General features: G+C 66.8%; 15 protein-coding genes. 9 read left to right on the plus strand and 6 right to left on the minus strand.

All coding sequences use genetic code 11. The features are described 5' to 3' along the window. Positions 1-410: 410 nt before the first annotated feature. A complete protein-coding gene (gene mscL / locus ACFPU0_RS20315) occupies positions 411-821 on the minus strand; it encodes a large-conductance mechanosensitive channel protein MscL (RefSeq protein ID WP_377695078.1) in 411 nt (136 codons plus the stop codon). Positions 822-1,030: 209 nt separating this feature from the next. Between mscL and ACFPU0_RS20320 the strand changes: the two genes are divergently transcribed. The 3 genes from ACFPU0_RS20320 (at position 1,031) to radA (ending at position 3,041) form a co-directional block, all read left to right on the plus strand. Then, positions 1,031-1,276, plus strand: a complete 246-nt coding sequence (locus ACFPU0_RS20320; RefSeq protein WP_377695079.1) for a YdcH family protein — start codon at positions 1,031-1,033, stop codon at positions 1,274-1,276. A gap of 78 nt (positions 1,277-1,354) precedes the next feature. Further along, positions 1,355-1,633, plus strand: a complete 279-nt coding sequence (locus ACFPU0_RS20325) for a hypothetical protein (protein WP_377695080.1) — start codon at positions 1,355-1,357, stop codon at positions 1,631-1,633. 43 nt (positions 1,634-1,676) lie between these two features. Next, positions 1,677-3,041 carry a DNA repair protein RadA gene (gene radA / locus ACFPU0_RS20330; RefSeq protein ID WP_377695081.1) on the plus strand — a complete coding sequence of 455 codons (1,365 nt, stop codon included), beginning with the start codon at positions 1,677-1,679 and terminating at the stop codon, positions 3,039-3,041. A gap of 216 nt (positions 3,042-3,257) precedes the next feature. On the opposite strand, the gene ACFPU0_RS20335 is transcribed toward radA, so the two are convergent. Genes ACFPU0_RS20335 through ACFPU0_RS20345 form a run of 3 tightly spaced genes read right to left on the minus strand, consistent with a single transcriptional unit; the run spans position 3,258 to position 7,024 of the window. Continuing rightward, entirely contained in the window at positions 3,258-3,626 is a 369-nt protein-coding gene (locus ACFPU0_RS20335; protein WP_377695082.1) for a PilZ domain-containing protein, read from the minus strand. A gap of 52 nt (positions 3,627-3,678) precedes the next feature. After that, the gene (locus tag ACFPU0_RS20340) at positions 3,679-5,856 is read right to left on the minus strand and encodes a hypothetical protein (RefSeq protein WP_377695083.1); all 2,178 of its coding nucleotides are present in this window, start codon (positions 5,854-5,856) and stop codon (positions 3,679-3,681) included. Further along, the gene (locus tag ACFPU0_RS20345; RefSeq protein ID WP_377695084.1) at positions 5,843-7,024 is read right to left on the minus strand and encodes a DUF3142 domain-containing protein; all 1,182 of its coding nucleotides are present in this window, start codon (positions 7,022-7,024) and stop codon (positions 5,843-5,845) included. Before ACFPU0_RS20345 ends, ACFPU0_RS20340 begins: the two co-directional genes overlap by 14 nt. A 173-nt stretch (positions 7,025-7,197) precedes the next feature. Here ACFPU0_RS20345 and ACFPU0_RS20350 point away from each other — a divergent pair, with 173 nt between their 5' ends. The 3 genes from ACFPU0_RS20350 to ACFPU0_RS20360 all read left to right on the plus strand — a co-directional run bounded on the left by ACFPU0_RS20350 (position 7,198) and on the right by ACFPU0_RS20360 (position 10,138). Continuing rightward, complete coding sequence (locus ACFPU0_RS20350) at positions 7,198-7,704, plus strand: DUF3015 domain-containing protein (RefSeq protein WP_377695085.1); 507 nt, start codon at positions 7,198-7,200, stop codon at positions 7,702-7,704. Between the two features lie 152 nt (positions 7,705-7,856). Further along, the gene (locus ACFPU0_RS20355) at positions 7,857-9,923 is read left to right on the plus strand and encodes a carbon starvation CstA family protein (RefSeq protein WP_377695086.1); all 2,067 of its coding nucleotides are present in this window, start codon (positions 7,857-7,859) and stop codon (positions 9,921-9,923) included. Positions 9,924-9,934: 11 nt separating this feature from the next. Then, a complete protein-coding gene (locus tag ACFPU0_RS20360; protein ID WP_377695087.1) occupies positions 9,935-10,138 on the plus strand; it encodes a YbdD/YjiX family protein in 204 nt (67 codons plus the stop codon). Between the two features lie 306 nt (positions 10,139-10,444). Here ACFPU0_RS20360 and glyA read toward each other — a convergent pair whose 3' ends face one another. Both glyA and ACFPU0_RS20370 read right to left on the minus strand, forming a co-directional pair. Continuing rightward, on the minus strand, positions 10,445-11,698 hold the full coding sequence (gene glyA / locus ACFPU0_RS20365; RefSeq protein ID WP_377695088.1) for a serine hydroxymethyltransferase: 1,254 nt from the start codon (positions 11,696-11,698) through the stop codon (positions 10,445-10,447). Positions 11,699-11,885: 187 nt separating this feature from the next. Next, the gene (locus ACFPU0_RS20370; RefSeq protein ID WP_377695089.1) at positions 11,886-16,133 is read right to left on the minus strand and encodes an EAL domain-containing protein; all 4,248 of its coding nucleotides are present in this window, start codon (positions 16,131-16,133) and stop codon (positions 11,886-11,888) included. Between the two features lie 234 nt (positions 16,134-16,367). Between ACFPU0_RS20370 and ettA the strand changes: the two genes are divergently transcribed. The 3 genes from ettA (at position 16,368) to gdhA (ending at position 20,252) form a co-directional block, all read left to right on the plus strand. Beyond that, positions 16,368-18,035 carry an energy-dependent translational throttle protein EttA gene (ettA, locus tag ACFPU0_RS20375; protein WP_377695090.1) on the plus strand — a complete coding sequence of 556 codons (1,668 nt, stop codon included), beginning with the start codon at positions 16,368-16,370 and terminating at the stop codon, positions 18,033-18,035. Between the two features lie 63 nt (positions 18,036-18,098). Beyond that, positions 18,099-18,629, plus strand: coding sequence for a hypothetical protein (locus tag ACFPU0_RS20380; RefSeq protein WP_377695091.1), 531 nt, complete (start codon positions 18,099-18,101; stop codon positions 18,627-18,629). Positions 18,630-18,917: 288 nt separating this feature from the next. After that, positions 18,918-20,252, plus strand: coding sequence for an NADP-specific glutamate dehydrogenase (gene gdhA / locus ACFPU0_RS20385; RefSeq protein WP_377695092.1), 1,335 nt, complete (start codon positions 18,918-18,920; stop codon positions 20,250-20,252). The last annotated feature ends 37 nt before the right edge of the window (positions 20,253-20,289 follow it).

Consider the following 20,289-nt stretch of genomic DNA (forward strand, 5'->3'; position numbering starts at 1 on the left):
GGCGCCGCCCCACCTTTGGTGCTCAGTTTCAGACCGGTATCGGCTTCAGGATTGCTGTGCCCTGTCAGGCGCGAGTCACCCCTCTCCCTCCGGGGTGAAGAGGCACGCTTTCGGAAGCACCGCTTCCGGTGCCGATGAACGCCTGAGCGCGAAGCGATCAGGCAGGGGCGCAGGGCGGGGGCCGGGGGAGAGGGAGGTGTCAGACTGGTGCGGAGACCTGAAAGCCCCGTACTAGAGGCTTCTATTCGGTCCTGCAACAGCTAATGCAGACATAGTCAATGAATTCGCCAAGCAGGCCGCAGGTCCGCCCTGCATGGACCCGGGGGGCCGCTTCGCAACCCTTGGCGAATGAATTCGCCCCTACAAGGAACAACGGCGCCAATCAGGCGCCGTTGTCGTTTCTTTCAGGACTACTTGTTCTGCTGCGCCTTCAACAGGTCGCGGATCTCGGTCAGCAGCTCCTGCTCCTTGGTCGGTGCCGGCGGAGCTTCGGGAGCCGCGGCCTCTTCGCGCTTGAGCCGGTTGATCGCCTTGATCCCCATGAAAATGGCGAAGGCGATGATCACGAAATCGAGCACTGTCTGAATGAACTTGCCGTAGGCCAGGACGACTGCGGGGATTTCGCCTTCGGCGGCCTTGAGGGTGATGGCCAGGTCGGAGAAATCCACCCCGCCGATCAGCAGGCCAATGGGTGGCATGATCACATCGCCCACGAAGGACGAGACGATCTTGCCGAAGGCTGCGCCGATGATGATGCCCACGGCCATGTCGACCACGTTGCCCTTGACGGCGAAAGCTTTGAATTCACTGAGCAGGCTCATGTTTCACTCCCTGAGGTTCTGGTTTTAAGGCTGAAGTGTAATTCAGCGATCAGAGGCCGCCAGCGCTGGCCACCTCCTTGTGCGGGTGCACATGCTAGGGGCGTGCATGGAAAGTGCCAAGCCCGGGCCGGGTTTCCGTCAGGCGGCGTTTCCCGGCGCCGGGGCCTGGTCTAGCCTGAGAGTGAGGCTGCAAGAGGAGGGTCGCTGCCATGCCATTAGAACATCACCCGCTCAACCGTGAATTCCCGGAGTTCAAGGACACCATGCGTGCGCTGCTGCAGAGCGACGCGCACTTTGCCCGGTTGGCGGGGGAGTACCAGGATCTGGATTCGCGTATCTACGAAGTCGAGGACGGCAACCAGGCCCTCGACGACAACACCTTGCACGACTGGAAGGTGCAGAGGGTCGCCCTCAAGGACGAAATCGCCCGAATGCTCAAGCAAGCCAAGGGCTGAGCCGGGAATTGACCGGTGTCAACGGGGCCCGGGAGGTGACCGGATAGGCTGGGGCATCCTATAGCCGGAGACCGTCCCATGCCTGCCACCATCCAGTCGCCCGGCGCGGAGCTTGCGTCCGCGTCGCCGTCCCTGCCTGAGCGCCGGGAAGCCATCGAGCGCCTCGAGCGCCTGCAGCAGCAGTACGACCTGCTGCAACGCCGTGTTGCGCGCGTCGAAGAAGGCAGCGAGCCGCTGGACGGTTCGAGCCTGGCTGCATTGAACATGCGCCTTGACGCTTTGCGCCAGGACCTGGAGCGCCAACGCCGGCGCGCCAGCGGTCAGTGCTGCAACTGTGGGGGCGGTTGCGGGGGCTGATCCGCTATCATGCGGGCTTTCGTTTTTTCGACGGAGTCCGCCGATGGCCAAGGCCAAGCGCATGTATGGCTGCACCGAGTGCGGCGCCACCTTCCCCAAATGGGCCGGCCAGTGCGCCGACTGCGGGGCCTGGAACACCCTGGTGGAAACTGTGCTGGAGGGCGCCGCTGCCTCGTCCGGCGGACGCGGCGGCTGGGCCGGCCAGCAGGCGCAGATCAAGACGCTGGCCGAAGTCAGCGTCGAGGAAATGCCGCGTTTCTCCACCGCCTCCACCGAACTCGACCGCGTACTCGGCGGTGGCCTGGTGGACGGCTCGGTGGTGCTGATCGGCGGCGACCCCGGCATCGGCAAGTCCACCATCCTCCTGCAGACCCTCTGCAACATCGCCACGCGCTTCCCCGCGCTCTATGTCACCGGTGAGGAATCCCAGCAGCAGGTGGCCATGCGCGCCCGCCGCCTGGGGCTGCCGGAAGACAGGCTCAAGGTGATGACCGAGACCTGCATCGAGAGCATCATCGCCACCGCCCGTGTCGAGCAGCCCAAGGTGATGGTGATCGACTCCATCCAGACCATCTTCACCGAACAACTGCAGTCCGCCCCTGGCGGCGTCGCCCAGGTGCGCGAGAGCGCGGCCCTGCTGGTGCGCTTCGCCAAGCAGAGCGGCACGGCGATCTTCCTGGTCGGCCATGTGACCAAGGAGGGCGCCCTGGCGGGGCCCCGCGTGCTGGAGCACATGGTGGACACGGTGCTCTATTTCGAGGGCGAGTCCGACGGCCGCCTGCGCTTGCTGCGGGCGGTGAAGAACCGCTTCGGCGCGGTCAACGAACTGGGCGTGTTCGGCATGACCGACAAGGGCCTGAAGGAAGTCTCCAACCCCTCGGCGATCTTCCTCACCCGTGCCCAGGAGTCCGTGCCCGGCAGCGTGGTGATGGCCACCTGGGAAGGCTCGCGGCCCATGCTGGTGGAAGTGCAGGCGCTGGTGGACACCAGCCACCTGGCCAACCCCCGCCGCGTCACCCTGGGCCTGGACCAGAACCGCCTGGCCATGCTGCTGGCGGTGCTGCACCGCCACGGCGGCATCCCCACCTACGACCAGGACGTGTTCCTCAACGTGGTGGGCGGGGTCAAGGTGCTGGAAACCGCCTCGGACCTGGCGCTGATCGCCGCGATCATTTCCAGCCTGCGCAATCGCCCGCTGGCCCACGATGTGCTGGTGTTCGGCGAGGTCGGCCTGTCCGGCGAGGTGCGTCCGGTGCCCAGCGGCCAGGAGCGCCTGAAGGAAGCCGCCAAGCACGGCTTCAAGCGCGCCATAGTGCCCAAGGGCAATGCCCCCAAGGAGGCCCCGCCCGGTCTGGAGGTAGTGGCTGTGACCCGCCTGGAGCAGGCGCTGGATGCGTTGTTCGAGTAGGGACTCGCGAACGAATTCGCTCCCACAGCATGGGTTTCGCTCCGCTCTACCCATCCTACGGGGCCTACGGTCTGTCCAAATCAGCCGTGTAGGGTGGATAGCGCTTTTCTATCCACCGGCGAGGCGTTGCAGGACACCGATGGTGGGCTGCACTTACGGCCCCCTCTCCCGCTTGCGGGAGAGGGTTGGGGAGAGGGCGGGCCCAGGGGCTTGAATCTATTGCTCCCCCAACGCCGTCAGGTCCCGCTCCAGCAGGGTTTCGTCCCCCAGGTTGAGCTCGACCAGCCGGCGCAGGTGGCTGATGGAGTCGAGGTCGATATGGCGGCAGATGAAGCCGAGCTGATTGCCCTCGGCACGGGCCAGGTCCACTTCCATGCGCACCTGGATCTCGTCGCTGAGCCTGATGCAGGCATTGAAGGGACGGGCCGGGTCTCCCGCCCAACCCGCAGGACGGATCACCAGCAGGCCCTTGAGGGAAACATCGTGCAGTTCCACCGCCCAGCACTGGTCGCCCTGGGCGACTTCGGTGGCGGCGTCGAAATTGATGCGGTGGAAGCGCCGACGTTCGTTGGCGGTTTCACTCATGTCCATGCTCCTGCGAAATTTCAACCACTATAGACAAGGCTGGCGGGCCCGTTCAGGCGCCCCGGCGGCGCCTGAGCAACCAGATCGCGAGGCCGAGGACCAGCGCGCCGGCTCCGGCCGCCAGGTATTTGTAGGGGCGCAGGCTGGTGCGCAGCCATTGCCCACGTTCTTCCCAGACGCGCTTGCCGGCGGCGTCGAAGTCCGGCGCTTCGCAGTTCTGGCCGAAATTGGCCGCCCAGGGCACATGGGGGCCTTCCTCCACATAGCGACGGTAATAGGCGCGCGCGCCCTCCAGGTCGCGGTAGAGCAGCCAGCCGCTGGCCCTGCACAGCACGGCGGCGAAGGCCTGGCTGCTGTGGGGCAACTGGTCGGCGGCGCGGCCGGCCAGTTCGGCGGCGACCCAGCGGTAGTGATAGCGGGTGTTGGGGCGGGCGAGGCTGGCGTTCTGTCGCCTGGCCTCATCGGCACTCAGCAGCCCCTCGGCTTCCTGCGGGCCGACCTGACGCAGGGCGAAGGAGCCGCCGAGCGTCTGGAAGTCCGGCGACATTTCGTAGCCCAGCAATTCCATACCCTGTTCCCGTGCGATCACCGCCGCCTGGTAAAGCGCCTCGGCGCGGCCGGTGGCGGTCCAGCGGTTCTCCGCATCGATCCGGGCCTGGCCGTAGCGGCGGGCGGCCTCGCGCAACTCATCGCTGTCGAAGTAGGGCAATGCCTCGGCGTACCGGCCTTCGCGCAGCAGGCGGCGGGCCAGCAGGTCGCGCAATCGCGCGGCGGGCGGGCGCGGCTCGTAGCGCTCGCGCTCGTCTTCGGCCTGCGCCTTGGTGGCAGGCACCTTGGCATCCACGTAGCCCTTGAGTTCCTCGAGGGTGAGAACCCGCTCGGCGACGGTGGCCGCGTCCCACCAATAGATGTCGCCGCTGCGGAAGAGCAGGTCGAAGGCGTCCAGGTAGTCGCCGCGCTGCAGGGAGAGGATGGCGTTCTCGCCGTTCACCCGGCAATGCGGCTTCAGGGTTTCGTAGTCCCAGTCGGCGGTGCGCCGGTAGCCCCAGTCCTCGTCCGCGGGGAAGGCCCGGGCGGCCTTGGCGTAGGCCTCGGTGGCGCGGGTGGCGTCGCCGCGGCGCAATGCCAGCTTGGCCCGCAGCCACCAGGCCAGGCCGCTGTCGCCGGCCTTGTCGAGGAAGCGCGCGGCATTGTCGTAGCGGCCGTATTGATAGCTCAGTGCTGCCAGGCGATCGGCGTTGGCGAGGTCGGCCGCCGTGTTGTCCAGCAGCAGGTCGGCCAGGTGCTGCTCAGCGTTCGGGCGCTGCTCGTTGTACCAGCCGATGCGGCTGAGCAACTGGGCGGTGAGCAATTGCTGGACTTCCGGTATGGCGAGCAGGGGGATCAGCTGCGTGTCCGGCAGGCGTGCCAGCTCGCCGGACAGCTGACGCAGGGAGCTGTAGCCGGTGGCGGAGTGATGGGCGCTCTGGCTGGCATAGAGGCGGATGGCCGTGGCCCAGTCGCCGGCCTGGTAGGCCAGCCGCGCTTCTTCGCCGAGGCTGGCGATACCCAGCTCCAGCGGGTCGGCATAGCCCTGGGCGACGAGCTGGCGGGCCTGCCGGAAGGCTTCCGTGGCGGCCCCAGAGGCTTCCTGGATGAACAGCCGCTGATCGTCCTCGTTGCGCTGGGTTTCCTCGGCGGGCACGCCTTCGGGGCGGCTGAGGCCTGCCTGGGCGCGGCCCAGGGAGTAGGCGGCCCAGGTACTGCGCAGGCGGCGCTGCTCCGGCGGCAGTTGCAGCACGCGGCGGAAGTAGTCGCTGGCCAGGACGTAATCGGCTTGGCCGAAGGCCACGGCGCCGGCGGTGTAGAGGCGCAGTTCGGCGGGCAGGTCCAGACCCTGGTCCTCAACCTGGCGGGCGTCGGTCAGCCTGCGCAGGCGCTTGACCTGCTGGTAGAGGGCATCGCCCAGCTCCTGCCGTTCGATTTCATCGCGTTGCTGGAAGTACTGTTCGCTGCTGCCGTCCCAGTACGCCACCAGGGTGGCGTCGCCCGACTGGCCGATGCCCGGCGCGGGTTTGCCGAGGCGCGCGACTTCGAAGGCGAAGTTGCCCTCGGGCAGCTCGGCGAGGGTCTGGGCGCGGTCGTCCAGCAGGCTGAGGGGAAATTCCGGGCCGCAGGCCTGGGCGCCGAGCACCGGCAGGCAGAAGGCGATGGCGAGTGCCAGGCAATGGCGGCGTTCAGGGGTAGACACGGGATCCTCCTTGATCGAGGTTCTGGCAGCGCGCCCAACCCAGGGCACGCTGCTGGCCGGCGGGCAATTGGCCGTCCGCACGGCGGGTGAACACCAGGCTGTCGGCGTTGCGCTGCAGGCCGTAGCCGGCCAGGGCATCGGCGGCTTCGCAGCCCCGGGCCGGCAGCTCGATCCGCTCCGGCAACGGCCCGCCGATAGTGCCCAGGTTGGCCAGGGCCAGTTCGTGGAGCGGCCCTTGCTGGCGGATGCGCGGTTGGATATCGGCAAACAGGGCCTCGCCCCGGGCCACCGCCTTGAGGGTGGCGAGGGGCCAGGCACGGCGGTCGCCGGCAAGGGGCAGGCGGAACCAGATGAGGCCGGTGAGGTGCTCGGGACGGTCCTGGCGCAGTGCGGCGAGCAGTTCGGCCAGTTGTTGCGGATCGGCCTGCAGCTCGCGGCGCGCACCGGCGATGGCCAGGGGGCTTTCGCTTTCTATTCGGCGATTGACCAGGGCGATGCCATAGGCGGGCAGGGCGAGCTGGAAGGGCCGGTCGCCGAGTGCGTTCCAGCGGCGCGCCCAGGACAGCGCCTTGTCCGGGTCGAACAGCCCGTGCTGCGGGGCTGCGATCGCGTGGACCTGCAGCACGCTGCTGTCCACCTGGCGCAGCAGGTCGGGCAGGGCAGGGCTGTCGAGCCAGGCGGGCAGGGCAGTGATGCTGAGCCGCAAGTCGGCGGGCAGTTCCCGGCGCAGTTCGCCGAGGAAGTCGGCATAGCCCGCCAGGCGCGCGCTGGCGCAATCGTGATCGATCTCCAGGCCTTGCATGGCCAGTCCCAGGGCGCGCCAGTGCCTGACCAGGGCGAGGATCTCCGTGCGGGCGCGTTGCAGGTCCAGTTCCGGAAGCTGGCCATCCAGGCGTACCACGGCGACCAGTGGGCGGCCGTCGGCCTTGAGCAGTTCGCTGTCTACCCGGATGCGGGACCAGCCGGCGCGGGGGTGATCCTGGGCGGCGAGCACGCGCAGGGTGGAAAAGTCGGCGTGGCTGGCCGCCAGGGCCTCGGCATGGGCGGGCTGCCATTGCCGTTGCCAGATGTACAACTGCTGGTCGAGCGCGGGCGGCGCTTCCGGCCGGCAGCCAGCGGCGAAGAGCAGGAGCAGGGCGAGGACGGCGCGGCGGCTGGAGGCGGGCATGGATTCGGCGCGCCCTGGGGGCGGCTCCTTGGGGCAGTTGACCCGGATTGCGGCGAATTACATCTGCATTCGTTTGCGCCGGCAAGCGCGCATCCAGACAGGTTTGACAGTTGTCCAACCGTCGCCAAAGCTGCTTAGGCGGTTTTTCTATAAATCCATTCGGAGCGCAAATAATGGATAAGCGACTGCTTAGCAAGGGGTTGATCGTCGGGCTGCTGGGTGTGGCCAGCCTGGCGGCGCAGGCCGAGGAGGCCGGCGGCAAAGGCTGCGGCTGGGGCAACATGCTGTTCGAAGGCCAGCGCGGGCTGGCTCCCCACCTGCTGGCGACCACCACCAACGGCACCTCCGGCAACGCCACCTTCGGCCTGACTTCCGGGACCAACGGCTGCGATTCCAGCGTGCGCATCGGCTACGGCGGCCGTTCCTGGCTGGCCATGAACGGCATGCTGGACAACATCGCCGAGGACATGGCCCAGGGCAAGGGCGAGGCGCTGGATGCCTACGCCACCCTGCTGGGCATCGAGCAGGGCGACCGCGCCCATTTCGCCCAGGTCACCCAGGCCAACTTCTCCACCATCTTCTCCGCCCCGGACGTGACCGGGGAGCAGGTGCTCGCCGCGACCCTGGACGTGATGAGCCGCGACCAGCAGCTGGCCCGCTATGCCAAGCAACCGAGCTAAGCGCCTCAACGAATAAGAAAGCCGGGCCACGCCCGGCTTTTTTCTAGCCCCCGGTCACTGAAAGGGCCGTTGCAGACCCGGGTCCGATACCCCTTGGCGGTGGAACGACTAAGCTTGTGCAAGCTTGTTTGTTCATTCATTCGGAGTGTCCTATGAGCAATAACAACAGCGTCCTGCGCCACCTGCCCTGGGCAGTGCTGGCCGTGGCCGGCGCCTGTGCGCTCGGCGTCGTCGCATTACGCCGCGGCGAAGCGATCAACGCCCTGTGGATCGTGGTGGCGGCCGTTGCCCTCTACCTGGTCGCCTATCGCTACTACAGCCTGTTCATCGCGACCCGGGTGATGCAGCTGGATCCCACCCGCGCCACGCCGGCGGTCATCCACAACGACGGCCTGGACTACGTCCCGACCAACAAGCACGTGCTCTTCGGTCACCACTTCGCCGCCATCGCCGGCGCCGGCCCGTTGGTGGGGCCGGTGCTCGCCGCGCAGATGGGTTACCTGCCCGGCACCCTCTGGCTGATCGCCGGCGTGGTCCTGGCCGGCGCGGTGCAGGACTTCATGGTGCTGTTCATTTCCAGCCGGCGCAACGGCCGCTCCCTGGGCGAACTGGTGCGCGAGGAAATGGGCCAGGTGGCGGGCACCATCGCGCTGTTCGGCGCCTTCCTGATCATGATCATCATCCTCGCGGTGCTTTCGCTGATCGTGGTGAAGGCCCTGGCGGAAAGCCCCTGGGGCATGTTCACCGTGATGGCGACCATCCCCATCGCCATGCTCATGGGCATCTACATGCGCTACATCCGCCCGGGCCGCATCGGCGAGATATCGGTGGTGGGCGTGGCCTTGCTACTGGCCTCCATCTGGCTCGGTGGACAGGTGGCCGCCGACCCGGTCTGGGGCCCGGCCTTTACCTTCAATGGCGTGCAGATCACCTGGATGCTGATCGGCTACGGCTTCGTCGCCGCGGTGCTGCCGGTGTGGCTGATCCTCGCCCCGCGGGACTACCTGTCGACCTTCCTCAAGATCGGCACCATAGTCGCTCTGGCCATCGGCATCCTGATCACCATGCCGGAGCTGAAGATGCCGGCCCTGACCCAGTTCGTCGACGGCACCGGCCCGGTGTGGAAGGGCGCCCTGTTCCCCTTCCTGTTCATCACCATCGCCTGCGGTGCCGTGTCCGGCTTCCACGCGCTGATTTCTTCGGGCACCACGCCCAAGATGCTGGCCAGTGAGTCCCACGCCCGCTACATCGGCTACGGCGGCATGCTGATGGAATCCTTCGTCGCCATCATGGCCATGGTCGCCGCCTCGGTGATCGAACCGGGCGTGTACTTCGCCATGAACAGCCCGCCGGCGGTGGTGGGGGCGGATGTCGCCAGCGTGGCCGCGACGGTCAGCAGCTGGGGCTTCACCATCACCCCCGAGGTGCTGGAAGCCACCGCCAGGGACATCGGCGAACACACCATCCTCGCCCGCGCCGGCGGCGCGCCCACACTGGCCGTGGGCATCGCGCAGATCCTCCACCAGGTGCTGCCGGGCGAGAACACCATGGCCTTCTGGTACCACTTCGCGATCCTCTTCGAGGCGTTGTTCATCCTCACCGCGGTGGATGCCGGTACCCGTGCCGGCCGCTTCATGCTGCAGGACCTCCTGGGCGAGTTCGTCCCGGCCCTCAGCAACACCGAATCCTGGTTCGCCAACGTGGTCGCCACCGCCGGCTGCGTCGCCATGTGGGGCTGGCTGCTGTACCAGGGCGTGATCGATCCGCTGGGCGGTATCAACACCCTCTGGCCGCTGTTCGGCATCTCCAACCAGATGCTGGCCGGTATCGCCCTGATGCTGGGCTGCGTGGTGCTGATCAAGATGAAGCGCCAGCGCTACGTCTGGGTCACCCTGGTGCCGGCCACCTGGCTGCTGATCTGCACCACCACCGCGGGGGTTATCAAGCTGATCGACCCGAACCCGGCCGTCGGCTTCCTGGCCCTGGCCAAGAAGTACAGCGACGCCCTGGCCGCCGGACAGGTCCTGGCGCCGGCCAAGGACATCGGGCAGATGCAGAACGTGATCTTCAACGCCTACACCAACGCGGCTCTGACGGCGCTGTTCCTCTTCGTGGTGCTGAGCATCCTGTTCTACGCCATCAAGGTGGGGCGCAATGCCTGGATGAAACCGGAGCGCACCGACAAGGAATCGCCCTTCCAGCCGATTCCGGATTCCTGAGGAGGTAGCCCATGTTCAACGACCTCAGCCGCATGGGTAAGTACCTGGGCCAGGCTGCCCGCATGCTGGTGGGCATGCCCGACTACGACAACTACGTCGAGCACATGCGCAGCAGGCACCCGGACAAGCCGGTGATGACCTATGAGGAGTTCTTCCGCGAGCGGCAGGAGGCTCGCTATGGCGGTGGCAAGGGGCGGCCGGTGCGTTGTTGCTGAGCTGCGCTGCCCGAAACCGAAGCGCCACGCCTTGTCGTGGCGCTTTTTTGTTGCTCGCGGGACGGACCGGGTGCCCGATCCCATGTAGGGTGGACCACGCTTCACCGGTCCATCGGTGCGTGCAGGCGTTCGCCTGCGAAGTTCCCGGCCCCCTCCGATGGTGGAAATCCACCACGTGGATTTTCACCCTACCCGGCTTGCGTGGATGGGCCGGGCGGCGTTCCGCAAGCGAAGCGATACCCATCGGCGCGGGCCCCAATGAAAAAGCCCGGCATCCGCCGGGCTCCTTCGTTGCGCGTCTGTCGCTTACTTGCCGTAGACCGGCAGCTTGGCGCAGATGGCCTTGACCTTCTCGCGAACCGCGTCGATCACGGACTCGTCGCCCATGTTCTCCAGGATGTCGCAGATCCAGCCGGCCAGTTCACGGCACTCGGCTTCCTTGAAACCACGGGTGGTGACTGCGGGGGTACCGATGCGCAGGCCGGAGGTGACGAAGGGGGAACGCGGGTCGTTCGGTACCGAGTTCTTGTTCACGGTGATGAAGGCGCGGCCGAGGGCGGCGTCGGCGTCCTTACCGGTGATGTCCTGCTTGATCAGGCTGAGCAGGAACAGGTGGTTCCGGGTGCCGCCGGAAACCACGTCGAAGCCGCGGTCGATGAAGACCTGGGCCATGGTCTGGGCGTTCTTCAGGACCTGCTGCTGGTAGATCTTGAACTCGGGCTGCAGGGCTTCCTTGAAGCACACGGCCTTGGCCGCGATCACGTGCTCCAGCGGGCCGCCCTGGGCGCCGGGGAATACGGCGGAGTTCAGCTTCTTCTCGATCTCTTCGTTCTTGCGCGCGAGGATCAGGCCGCCACGGGGACCACGCAGGGTCTTGTGGGTGGTGGTGGTGACCACGTCGGCGAAGGGCACCGGGTTCGGGTAGACGCCGGCGGCGACCAGGCCGGCGACGTGGGCCATGTCGACGAACAGGTAGGCGCCTACCTTGTCGGCGATGGCGCGGAAGCGCGGGAAGTCCAGGACCTGGGAGTAGGCGGAGAAGCCGGCGACGATCATCTTCGGCTTGTGTTCCACGGCCAGGCGCTCGACCTCGTCGTAGTCGATCAGGCCGTTGGCGTCGATGCCGTACTGCACGGCGTTGTACAGCTTGCCGGAGGAGCTGACGCTGGCGCCGTGGGTCAGGTGGCCGCCGTGGGCCAGGCTCATGCCGAGGATGGTGTCACCGGCATTGAGCAGGGCCAGGTAGACCGCGGCGTTGGCCTGGGAACCGGCATGGGGCTGGACGTTGGCGTAGTCGGCGCCGAACAGTTCCTTGGCGCGGTCGATGGCCAGTTGCTCGACGATGTCGACGTACTCGCAACCACCGTAGTAGCGCTTGTGCGGGTAGCCTTCGGCGTACTTGTTGGTCAGCACGGAGCCCTGGGCTTCCATCACCGCCGGGCTGGTGTAGTTCTCGGAGGCGATGAGCTCGATGTGCTCTTCCTGGCGCTGGGCTTCTTGCTCCATGGCGGCGAACAGGTCGGCATCGTAGCGGGCGAGGGTCAAATCACGGCTGAACATGGCGGTCCTCTTAGGGAACGGTGCAGGGGAAAGGCGCGCATTCTACCTGATCGGTCGCCGGCTGGCATATGAAGGTCGGTCATGGGATTGACGAATGGACTTCAAGATAAAAAAGCCGACAAGAGCGCTGGAGGCTGGACGATAGGGCGCATGAGGCATGACTCGTCCAGCCTTCAGCCTTCAGCCCTCAACTGAGGATGAGGTCGGCGCTGGCGCCGAACAGGCGCTCGAACTGGGCCGCCGGCACCGGGTGGCCGAACAGGTAGCCCTGCACCTCGTCGCAGCCGTGCTCACGCAGGAACCCCAGCTGGGCGTGGGTTTCCACGCCTTCGGCGATCACCGCCAGGTTCAGGCTGTGGGCCATGGCGATGATGGCGCGGGCGATCTGCGCGTCGCGTTCGCCGTCGGGCAGGCCATCGACGAAGCTGCGGTCGATCTTGAGTACGTCGATGGGGAACTGCTTGAGGTAGTTGAGCGAGGAGTAGCCGGTGCCGAAATCGTCCACCGCAATGCACAGGCCCAGGCGCTTGAGGTTCTCCAGGATGGCCATGGCCTCGGCCACGTCGCGCATCAGGATGCTCTCGGTCAGCTCCAGCTCGAGGCAGGCCGGCGGCAGGCCGCTTTCCTCGATGATGGCGGCGATGCGCTCGGCCAGCTGGCCGTCGGCGAACTGGCGGGCGGAGATGTTCACCGAGATCTTCGGCAGGCGCATCTTCGCCTGGTGCCAGGCCTTGAGCTGGCGGCAGGCTTCGCTCAGCACCCAGTCGCCCACCTGCACCACCAGGCCGAGCTCTTCCAGGACCGGAATGAAGTCGCCCGGCGGCACCAGGCCGCGTTTCGGATGGCGCCAGCGCAGCAGGGCCTCGACCCCGGTCAGGCGCTTGCCGTCGCCGGAGAACTGCGGCTGGTAGTAGAGCAGGAATTCGCCCTGTTCCAGGGCGTGGCGCAGGTCGCTTTCCAGTTCCAGGCGCTCCAGGGCGCGGGCGTTCATGTCCGCCTGGTAGAACTGGAAATTGTTCTTGCCGCGTTCCTTGGCGTGGTACATGGCGGTGTCGGCGTTCTTCATCAACTGGCTGAGCTCGCGGCCATCCTGGGGCGAGAGGGCGATGCCGATGCTGGCGGTGACGAAGAACTCGCGGCCTTCGAGGACGAAGGGGCGGGCCAGGCTGCCGAGGATCTGTTCGGCGACGTGGATGGCGCGATTCAGCGCGCCCTCGCGGGTTGCGCATGGCTGCAGCAGCAGGGTGAATTCGTCGCCGCCCATGCGCGCCACGGTGTCATCCTCATCGACGCAGGCGGCCAGGCGCACCGCCACATCCTTGAGCATGCGATCTCCCGCGGCATGGCCGAGGGAGTCGTTGATCGGCTTGAAGCGGTCGAGGTCGAGGAACATCAGCACCACCCATTCCTGGTGCCGCTCGGCGTATTGCAGGGCGGTGTGCAGGCGGTCCTGGAACAGGGTGCGGTTGGGCAGGTGGGTCAGGCCGTCGTAGTACGCCAGGCGGTGGATGCGCTGCTCGCTGGCCTTGCGCTCGCTGATGTCGCTGAAGAAGCAGACGTAGCTGACCAGGTCGCCGTCCTCATCGTGCACCGCGGTGATGCCGACCCAGGCCGGGTAGTTCTCGCCCGCCCGGCGCTTGAGCCAGATCTCGCCCTCCCAGCTGCCGCGCTGGTTGAGCTGGCCGATGATGTAGGTGAGCTGGTTGGCCTGCTGGCGGTCGGCGGTGAGCATGGACGGCAGCTGGTCCAGCACCTCGCTGGCCTTGAGCCCGGTGATGCGGCAGAAGGCTTCGTTGACCTGCACGATATAGCCGGCCGGGTCGGTGACCAGGATGGCCGAGGTCGAGTGCTCGAATACCGTCGCCGCCATGCGCATGTCCTTTTCGGCGCGGCGTTGCTGGCTGATGTCGCGACCGACGCCGAGCATGCCCTCGAAGCGTCCGTATTCGTCCCACATCAGCATGGTGCGCAGTTCCACCGGGATCTTCTGGCCGTCGGCGCGCATGCAGTCGAAGAGGAACAGGCGCGCGGGCATCTGGCTGCGCAGGTCCGCCAGGCGCTGCGGATTGCCCAGGGCGCTGTGGATCTGCTCCAGCTGCTCGTACAGGGCGACCATCTGCCGCGGGTCGGCGGCCATGCTGTTGAAGCCGTTGGCGATGGTCCAGTCGACGCTGTAGCCCAGCACCGGCAGTATCGATGGGCTGACGTAGTTGAGCCGCAGTTCGCTGTCGGTGGTGAAGATCACGTCACTGATGCTTTCCGCCAGCATGCGGTAGCGGCGCTCGCTCTCGCGCATGGATTCGGCGGCTTCGATCTGTTCGGTGATGTCCTTGGCGACGCCGATCAGGCGGCTCACCCGGCCCTTCGCGTCGCGGGCCAGGGCCTGCTCGCGGATGTCGAACCAGTGCCAGCTGCCGTCCTTGTGCCGCCAGCGCAACTGGCACTGCAGCAGCAGGCCGTCGCCCACCACCTGCTGCAGGCTGCGCACGCGCCAGTATTGCTCGGTGTCGTCCGGGTGCAGCACTTCTTCCCAGAAGCGTTCGCCCATCCGGTAGATGTCCCGGCGGCTGTAGCCCAGCTGCTGGCCGAGGCGGTTGTTGGTGAGCATCACCCGCTTGCCGATGATGTCGTGCACGTAGAGGGTGTCGGGCACCGCCAGCACCACGTCGGACCAGAAGCGTTCGCGCTCGAGCAGCGACAGCTCCACCTGCTTGCGGCTGGTGATGTCGTTGATGCTGAGGGTGACGGCTTCCAGGTCCTGGATCAGGTCCGGCAGGTGCAGCACCAGCCAGATGTGCCGTTCCCGGCCCTGGGCAGTGACTATCCGGCTTTCCATCTCCAGGTGCCTGCTGCCGCCCAGCAGCGCCGCCATCAGCTGGAAGCGGATGCCGCCTTCCTGCAGCGGACGGGCGCCGATCAGCTGCCGCCAGGCGTCCTCGCTGCTGCCGACGTCCAGCAGGCGCATGGCCACCTGGTTGACCTCGGTGATGCGCAACAGGCGCAGCAGCTCGGGGTGGCGATGCGGATTGGCCCTGATCCAGGCGGACAGGCTTTCCTTGTCGCGAGCCCCCTCCTGGATCAGGTACTTGCGCAGTTCGGCGAGGTCGAGGACGCAGAGGGCGATGCCGCTGCCTTCGAAGATGTCCTGGTAGCGTCGGCGGGTTTCCTGCAGCACGCGCAGGGCGCGCTGTTCCTCGGTGACGTCGCGCAGCACCCAGACGTAGCCGAGCAACTGGGCGCCATCGTTGAGATCGTTGCGGGTGACGGCCAGCAGGCGCTGCTCGCCGCCGCGCTGGAACTGCACCAGGTCCGAGCCCAGGTCGTGGTCGAGGCCGGGAGCATTGAGCAGCAGGGGGTCCAGGCCGGGCAGCAAGGCCAGCAGGTGGTAATCCTGGGCGCGATCGGCGCTGATGCCGAACATGGCTTCGGCCTGGGGGTTGAGGTAGCTCAGGCGGCCGTCCACCTGAGTCGCCAGGACCCGCTCCTCGATCACCCCGAGGGCGCTGGCGGCCTGGCGCAGGGAGCGCCGCGAGGCATCGTGGAGTTCGCGCAACCCACGTTGCTCGCGTTGCAGGTAATAAAGGGCGATCAAGGCCAGGCTGGCGCTGATGAGGAACAGCAGCAGCTTGCTGAGCAGCTCGGGCAGCAGGCTGGCCCGCACCTGGCGCTCGTCGTGCAGGGCACGGACCCGCCAGTCGCTGTGGGCGAGCTCTTCGACGAGTATGGTCTGCGCCTCCTGCTCGGCGGTCACCGGCATGATGAGGGGGCCCGGCTGGTCGGCCTTGCTGCTCCTGGCCAGCACGCGCTGGAGGACGCGGTCTTCCAGCAGCCAGCGGTAGTCGCGGTCTTCGTGTTTCAGCAGCCAGGCGCGGATGGTTTCGGCGTCCAGGCGCAGGGCCCAGTAACCGCTGGGTTCGGGCAAGGGCGACTGGCGCACGACCAGGTAGACCTCGCCGCGGCCATGGGGCCTGAACGCGTAGTGGTAGGCCTCGCCTTCGCTGCGCTGGACCAGGCTGGCGAGGAACAGCGCATCGTCGCTGCCGGCCCGGGTGTCGGCCAGCAGCCCGCCATTGGGGTTGAGCCAGGCCAGGCTGCGCACCGCCGGCAGCAGGGGGCGCACCAGGTCCAGGGCCGCCAGGCGCTGGTCTTCCAGCCGGGCATCGACCGCCTGCTGGCGGAGCAGGGCGAGCACCGCGTCCGCCTTCATCTGCATGACCAGCTCGAGGTGGCTGGCCAGTTCGCGGGTCAGGGTGTAGTTGCGATCCCGCGCGCCGCCCTGGAGCTGGCGGTATTCCTGATGCAGCTGCCAGAGCAGCAGGGCCAGCATCAGCAGCACCAGCCCCATCAACAGGCCTTTGGCCGAGCGGCGCGCGGGGGCGCCGGGCAGAGGCTGTCCTGGCTCGCGCTGGGCGGGAGGGAGTGGGCTGGCTGGCACGGATGCGTTCCTGCTGCTACTGCTCGACTGGCAGCTGACGGGGCGTCCCGGACCCCGGGGCCCGCGGACTGGCTAGCATGCCTTGAAGGCATGCAAAGTGCCAGCACCGCCGACGACTGTCGTTTGCCCTCCCCGGCGCATTCCGGTAGCTTTGCCGCACGCGCGCGGGAGCGCCTGTTCCCAATCCGTCGCTCCCCGCCTTATCCAACATTCGTCACAGCACCAAGGTCTGTCATGGCTCAATACGTCTACACCATGCACCGGGTCGGCAAGGTCGTGCCGCCGAAGCGTGAGATTCTCAAGGACATTTCCCTCTCCTTCTTCCCGGGCGCCAAGATCGGCGTGCTCGGCCTGAACGGCGCGGGCAAGTCGACCCTGCTGCGCATCATGGCCGGCGTGGATACCGAGATCGACGGTGAAGCCCGCCCGATGCCGGGGATCAAGGTCGGCTACCTGCCCCAGGAGCCCAAGCTCGACCCGACCAAGAACGTGCGTGACATCGTCGAAGAGGCCGTGGGCGAAATCAAGCAGGCCCAGGCCCGCCTCGATGAGGTCTACGCCGCCTATGCCGAGCCGGACGCCGACTTCGACGCCCTGGCCGCCGAGCAGGCCAAGCTGGAAGCCATCCTCCAGGCCGCCGACGGCCATAACCTGGAGCGCCAGCTGGAAGTCGCCGCCGATGCCCTGCGCCTGCCGCCGTGGGACGCGAAGATCGAACACCTCTCCGGTGGCGAGAAGCGCCGCGTGGCCCTGTGCCGCCTGCTGCTGTCGGCCCCCGACATGCTGCTGCTGGACGAACCGACCAACCACCTGGACGCCGACTCCGTGGCCTGGCTGGAACACTTCCTCCACGACTTCCCCGGCACCGTGGTGGCCATTACCCACGACCGTTACTTCCTCGACAACGTCGCCGGCTGGATCCTCGAACTGGACCGCGGCTACGGCATCCCCTTCGAGGGCAACTACTCCGGCTGGCTGGAATCCAAGGCCAACCGCCTGGCCCAGGAAGCCAAGCAGGAGGCTTCCCACGCCAAGGCCATGAAGGCCGAACTGGAGTGGGTGCGCCAGGGTGCCAAGGCTCGCCAGTCCAAGTCCAAGGCCCGTCTGCAACGCTTCGAGGAAATGCAGTCCCAGGAATTCCAGAAGCGCAGCGAGACCAACGAGATCTACATCCCGGCCGGTCCGCGCCTGGGCGACAAGGTCATCGAGTTCAACAACGTCACCAAGGGCTATGGCGACCGCGTGCTGATCGATGACCTGTCCTTCAGCGTGCCCAAGGGCGCCATCGTCGGCGTGATCGGTGGCAACGGCGCCGGCAAGTCGACCCTGTTCCGCATGATCATGGGCAAGGAGCAGCCGGACTCGGGCAGCATCGACATCGGCGAAACCGTGCAACTGGCCAGCGTCGACCAGAGCCGCGACAGCCTGGAAGGCAACAAGACCGTATGGGAGCAGGTCTCCGACGGTTTCGACATGATCAAGGTCGGCAACTACGAGGTGCCGTCCCGTGGCTATGTCGGCCGCTTCAACTTCAAGGGCGCCGACCAGCAGAAGTTCGTCAAGGACCTCTCCGGTGGTGAGCGTGGCCGCCTGCACCTGGCCCTGACCCTGAAGCAGGGCGGCAACGTGCTGCTGCTCGACGAACCGTCCAACGACCTGGACGTGGAAACCCTCCGCGCCCTGGAAGAGGCGCTGCTGGACTTCCCCGGTGCCGCCATCGTGATTTCCCACGATCGCTGGTTCCTGGACCGTATCGCCACCCACATCCTGTCCTACGAGGACGACGGCAAGGTGACCTTCTTCGAAGGCAACTACACCGAGTTCGAAGCGGACCGCAAGAAGCGCCTCGGCGAGGCGGCGTCCCAGCCGCACCGCGTGCGTTACAAGAAGCTGGCCCAGTAAGCCTCGGGCAAGCGCTACGCGAAAACGGAGCCCTGGGGCTCCGTTTTCGTTTCAGGAGGTTCCGTGAAGGGATTCAACCACTACCTGTTCTGGCTCTCGTCCCTGGCGCTGTTCGGCGTCTGCGGCCTGTACTTCTCCTTTTATCCGTCGCCAGGCTGGAAGGTCGGTTCCGTCTTCTGCGCCCTGCTGCTGGGTGGCGTGCTCTACGCCTGGCTGGCCCGGCGCGAGCGCTTCGGCACCCTGTTCGGCCTGGAAACCGACGCCGCCCGCTGGCAGCTGCACCTGACCCTGGGTTCGCTCCTGGCCCTGGTGGTCTGGGGTGCCCTGCAGGTGCCGGTGGCAGCGCTCTACACGCAGTGGCTGGGCGAGGACGCCGAGTTCGCCGCACGGGTGCTGGCCAAGGAGCAGGGCGGACTGGGCTGTGAGTATCGGGTGGAGCTGGTACTCGACGATGCCGCCCAGGGGATGGGCGTCTGCGTGCCGGAGGACGTCTGGAAGGGCTTGCCCGACCAAGGCTCGGTGGTGATGGGCGGTAAGCGCAGCGGCTTGGGCATCAACCCCCGGCAGGTACTGCGCGAATCAACGGCGCCCTGAGTCCGGCAGGTTGGCGCCGAGCCTGCGAGGCCCGGTCCCCCTGGGAGTTCCGCGCAGCCGTTGATCGTTCGTGGTGCGCAATGCGCCATGTATTGGTGCGAAAGGCCGTCGGCGGGAAGTCATGGAATAGTGCTCTGTATGCGCAGGAATCCGCCGATCCGGGCGTCGATTTATATCCAATGCACCAAAAAGATTCATCAATGCGTCATTTCGCCCTATCGAGGTGCAGCCTGGCTTGGTAGAGTCTCGCGCCATAAATTGTTCACAAAAGAAAAATTGGTGAGAGACATGACCCAATCCGTCGACGCTTTCCTGCAGCGCCTGAAGCAGCGCGACCCCGACCAGCCCGAGTTCCACCAGGCCGTGGAAGAGGTGTTGCGCAGCCTTTGGCCCTTCCTGGAAGCCCACCCTCAGTACCTCGAGGCCGGCATCATCGAACGCATAGTCGAGCCTGAGCGCGCCGTGCTGTTCCGGGTGCCGTGGGTCGACGACAAGGGCCAGGTCCGGGTCAACCGTGGTTTCCGGGTGCAGATGAGCAGCGCCATCGGCCCGTACAAGGGCGGCTTGCGCTTCCATCCCTCGGTGAACCTCGGGGTGCTGAAGTTCCTCGCCTTCGAGCAGGTATTCAAGAACTCCCTGACCTCGCTGCCCATGGGCGGCGGCAAGGGTGGTTCGGACTTCGACCCCAAGGGCAAGAGCGACGCCGAAGTCATGCGCTTCTGCCAGTCCTTCATGAGCGAGCTGTACCGCCACATCGGCGCCGACCTGGACGTCCCGGCCGGTGACATCGGCGTCGGCGCCCGCGAGATCGGTTTCCTCTTCGGCCAGTACAAGCGCCTGTCCAACGAATTCACCTCGGTCTTCACCGGCAAGGGCCTGGCCTACGGCGGCAGCCTGATCCGCCCCGAAGCCACCGGCTACGGTTGCGTCTACTTCGCCCAGGAGATGCTCAAGGGCATCGGCCGCGGCTTCGACGGCCAGCGCGTGGCCATCTCCGGCTCCGGCAACGTCGCCCAGTACGCGGCGCAGAAGGTCATGGAGCTGGGTGGCAAGGTGATTTCCCTGTCCGACTCCGAGGGCACCCTCTTCGCCGAGGCCGGCCTGACCCTGGAACAGTGGGAAGAGCTGATGGAGCTGAAGAATGTCCGCCGTGGCCGCATCAGCGAGCTCAGCGGCCCGGACCTGCGCTTCCTGCCCGGCCAGCGGCCTTGGACGCTGCCCTGCGACATCGCGCTGCCCTGCGCGACCCAGAACGAGCTGGATGCCGAGGATGCCCGCGCGCTGCTGGCCAACGGCTGTGTCTGCGTCGCCGAGGGCGCCAACATGCCGTCCACCCTGGAAGCCGTGGATCTCTTCATCGAGGCCGGCGTTCTCTTCGCCCCGGGCAAGGCGTCCAACGCCGGCGGCGTGGCCACCAGCGGCCTGGAGATGAGCCAGAACGCCATGCGCCTGCACTGGACCGCCGGCGAGGTGGACCAGCGCCTGCACGGCATCATGCAGAACATCCACCATGCCTGCGTGCACTACGGCGAGGAAAAGGGCCGGGTGAACTACGTCAAGGGCGCCAATATCGCCGGCTTCGTCAAGGTGGCCGACGCCATGCTGGCGCAGGGCGTGGTCTAAGCGCGACGCTGGTCTTGTAGGGGCGAATTCATTCGCC

It is taken from the genome of Pseudomonas sp. GCM10022186 (assembly GCF_042656385.1).
In the GTDB taxonomy this organism is placed as follows: domain Bacteria; phylum Pseudomonadota; class Gammaproteobacteria; order Pseudomonadales; family Pseudomonadaceae; genus Metapseudomonas.

Excerpts from the sequence above, each read along its gene's own strand:
- ACFPU0_RS20335 (WP_377695082.1), bottom strand. The coding sequence starts at position 3,626 with ATGAGTGAAACCGCCAACGAACGTCGGCGCTTCCACCGCATCAATTTC.
- mscL (WP_377695078.1), bottom strand. The coding sequence starts at position 821 with ATGAGCCTGCTCAGTGAATTCAAAGCTTTCGCCGTCAAGGGCAACGTG.
- ACFPU0_RS20355 (WP_377695086.1), top strand. The coding sequence starts at position 7,857 with ATGAGCAATAACAACAGCGTCCTGCGCCACCTGCCCTGGGCAGTGCTG.
- ACFPU0_RS20325 (WP_377695080.1), top strand. The coding sequence starts at position 1,355 with ATGCCTGCCACCATCCAGTCGCCCGGCGCGGAGCTTGCGTCCGCGTCG.
- ACFPU0_RS20360 (WP_377695087.1), top strand. The coding sequence starts at position 9,935 with ATGTTCAACGACCTCAGCCGCATGGGTAAGTACCTGGGCCAGGCTGCC.
- ACFPU0_RS20345 (WP_377695084.1), bottom strand. The coding sequence starts at position 7,024 with ATGCCCGCCTCCAGCCGCCGCGCCGTCCTCGCCCTGCTCCTGCTCTTC.
- ACFPU0_RS20350 (WP_377695085.1), top strand. The coding sequence starts at position 7,198 with ATGGATAAGCGACTGCTTAGCAAGGGGTTGATCGTCGGGCTGCTGGGT.
- glyA (WP_377695088.1), bottom strand. The coding sequence starts at position 11,698 with ATGTTCAGCCGTGATTTGACCCTCGCCCGCTACGATGCCGACCTGTTC.
- radA (WP_377695081.1), top strand. The coding sequence starts at position 1,677 with ATGGCCAAGGCCAAGCGCATGTATGGCTGCACCGAGTGCGGCGCCACC.
- gdhA (WP_377695092.1), top strand. The coding sequence starts at position 18,918 with ATGACCCAATCCGTCGACGCTTTCCTGCAGCGCCTGAAGCAGCGCGAC.
- ACFPU0_RS20320 (WP_377695079.1), top strand. The coding sequence starts at position 1,031 with ATGCCATTAGAACATCACCCGCTCAACCGTGAATTCCCGGAGTTCAAG.
- ettA (WP_377695090.1), top strand. The coding sequence starts at position 16,368 with ATGGCTCAATACGTCTACACCATGCACCGGGTCGGCAAGGTCGTGCCG.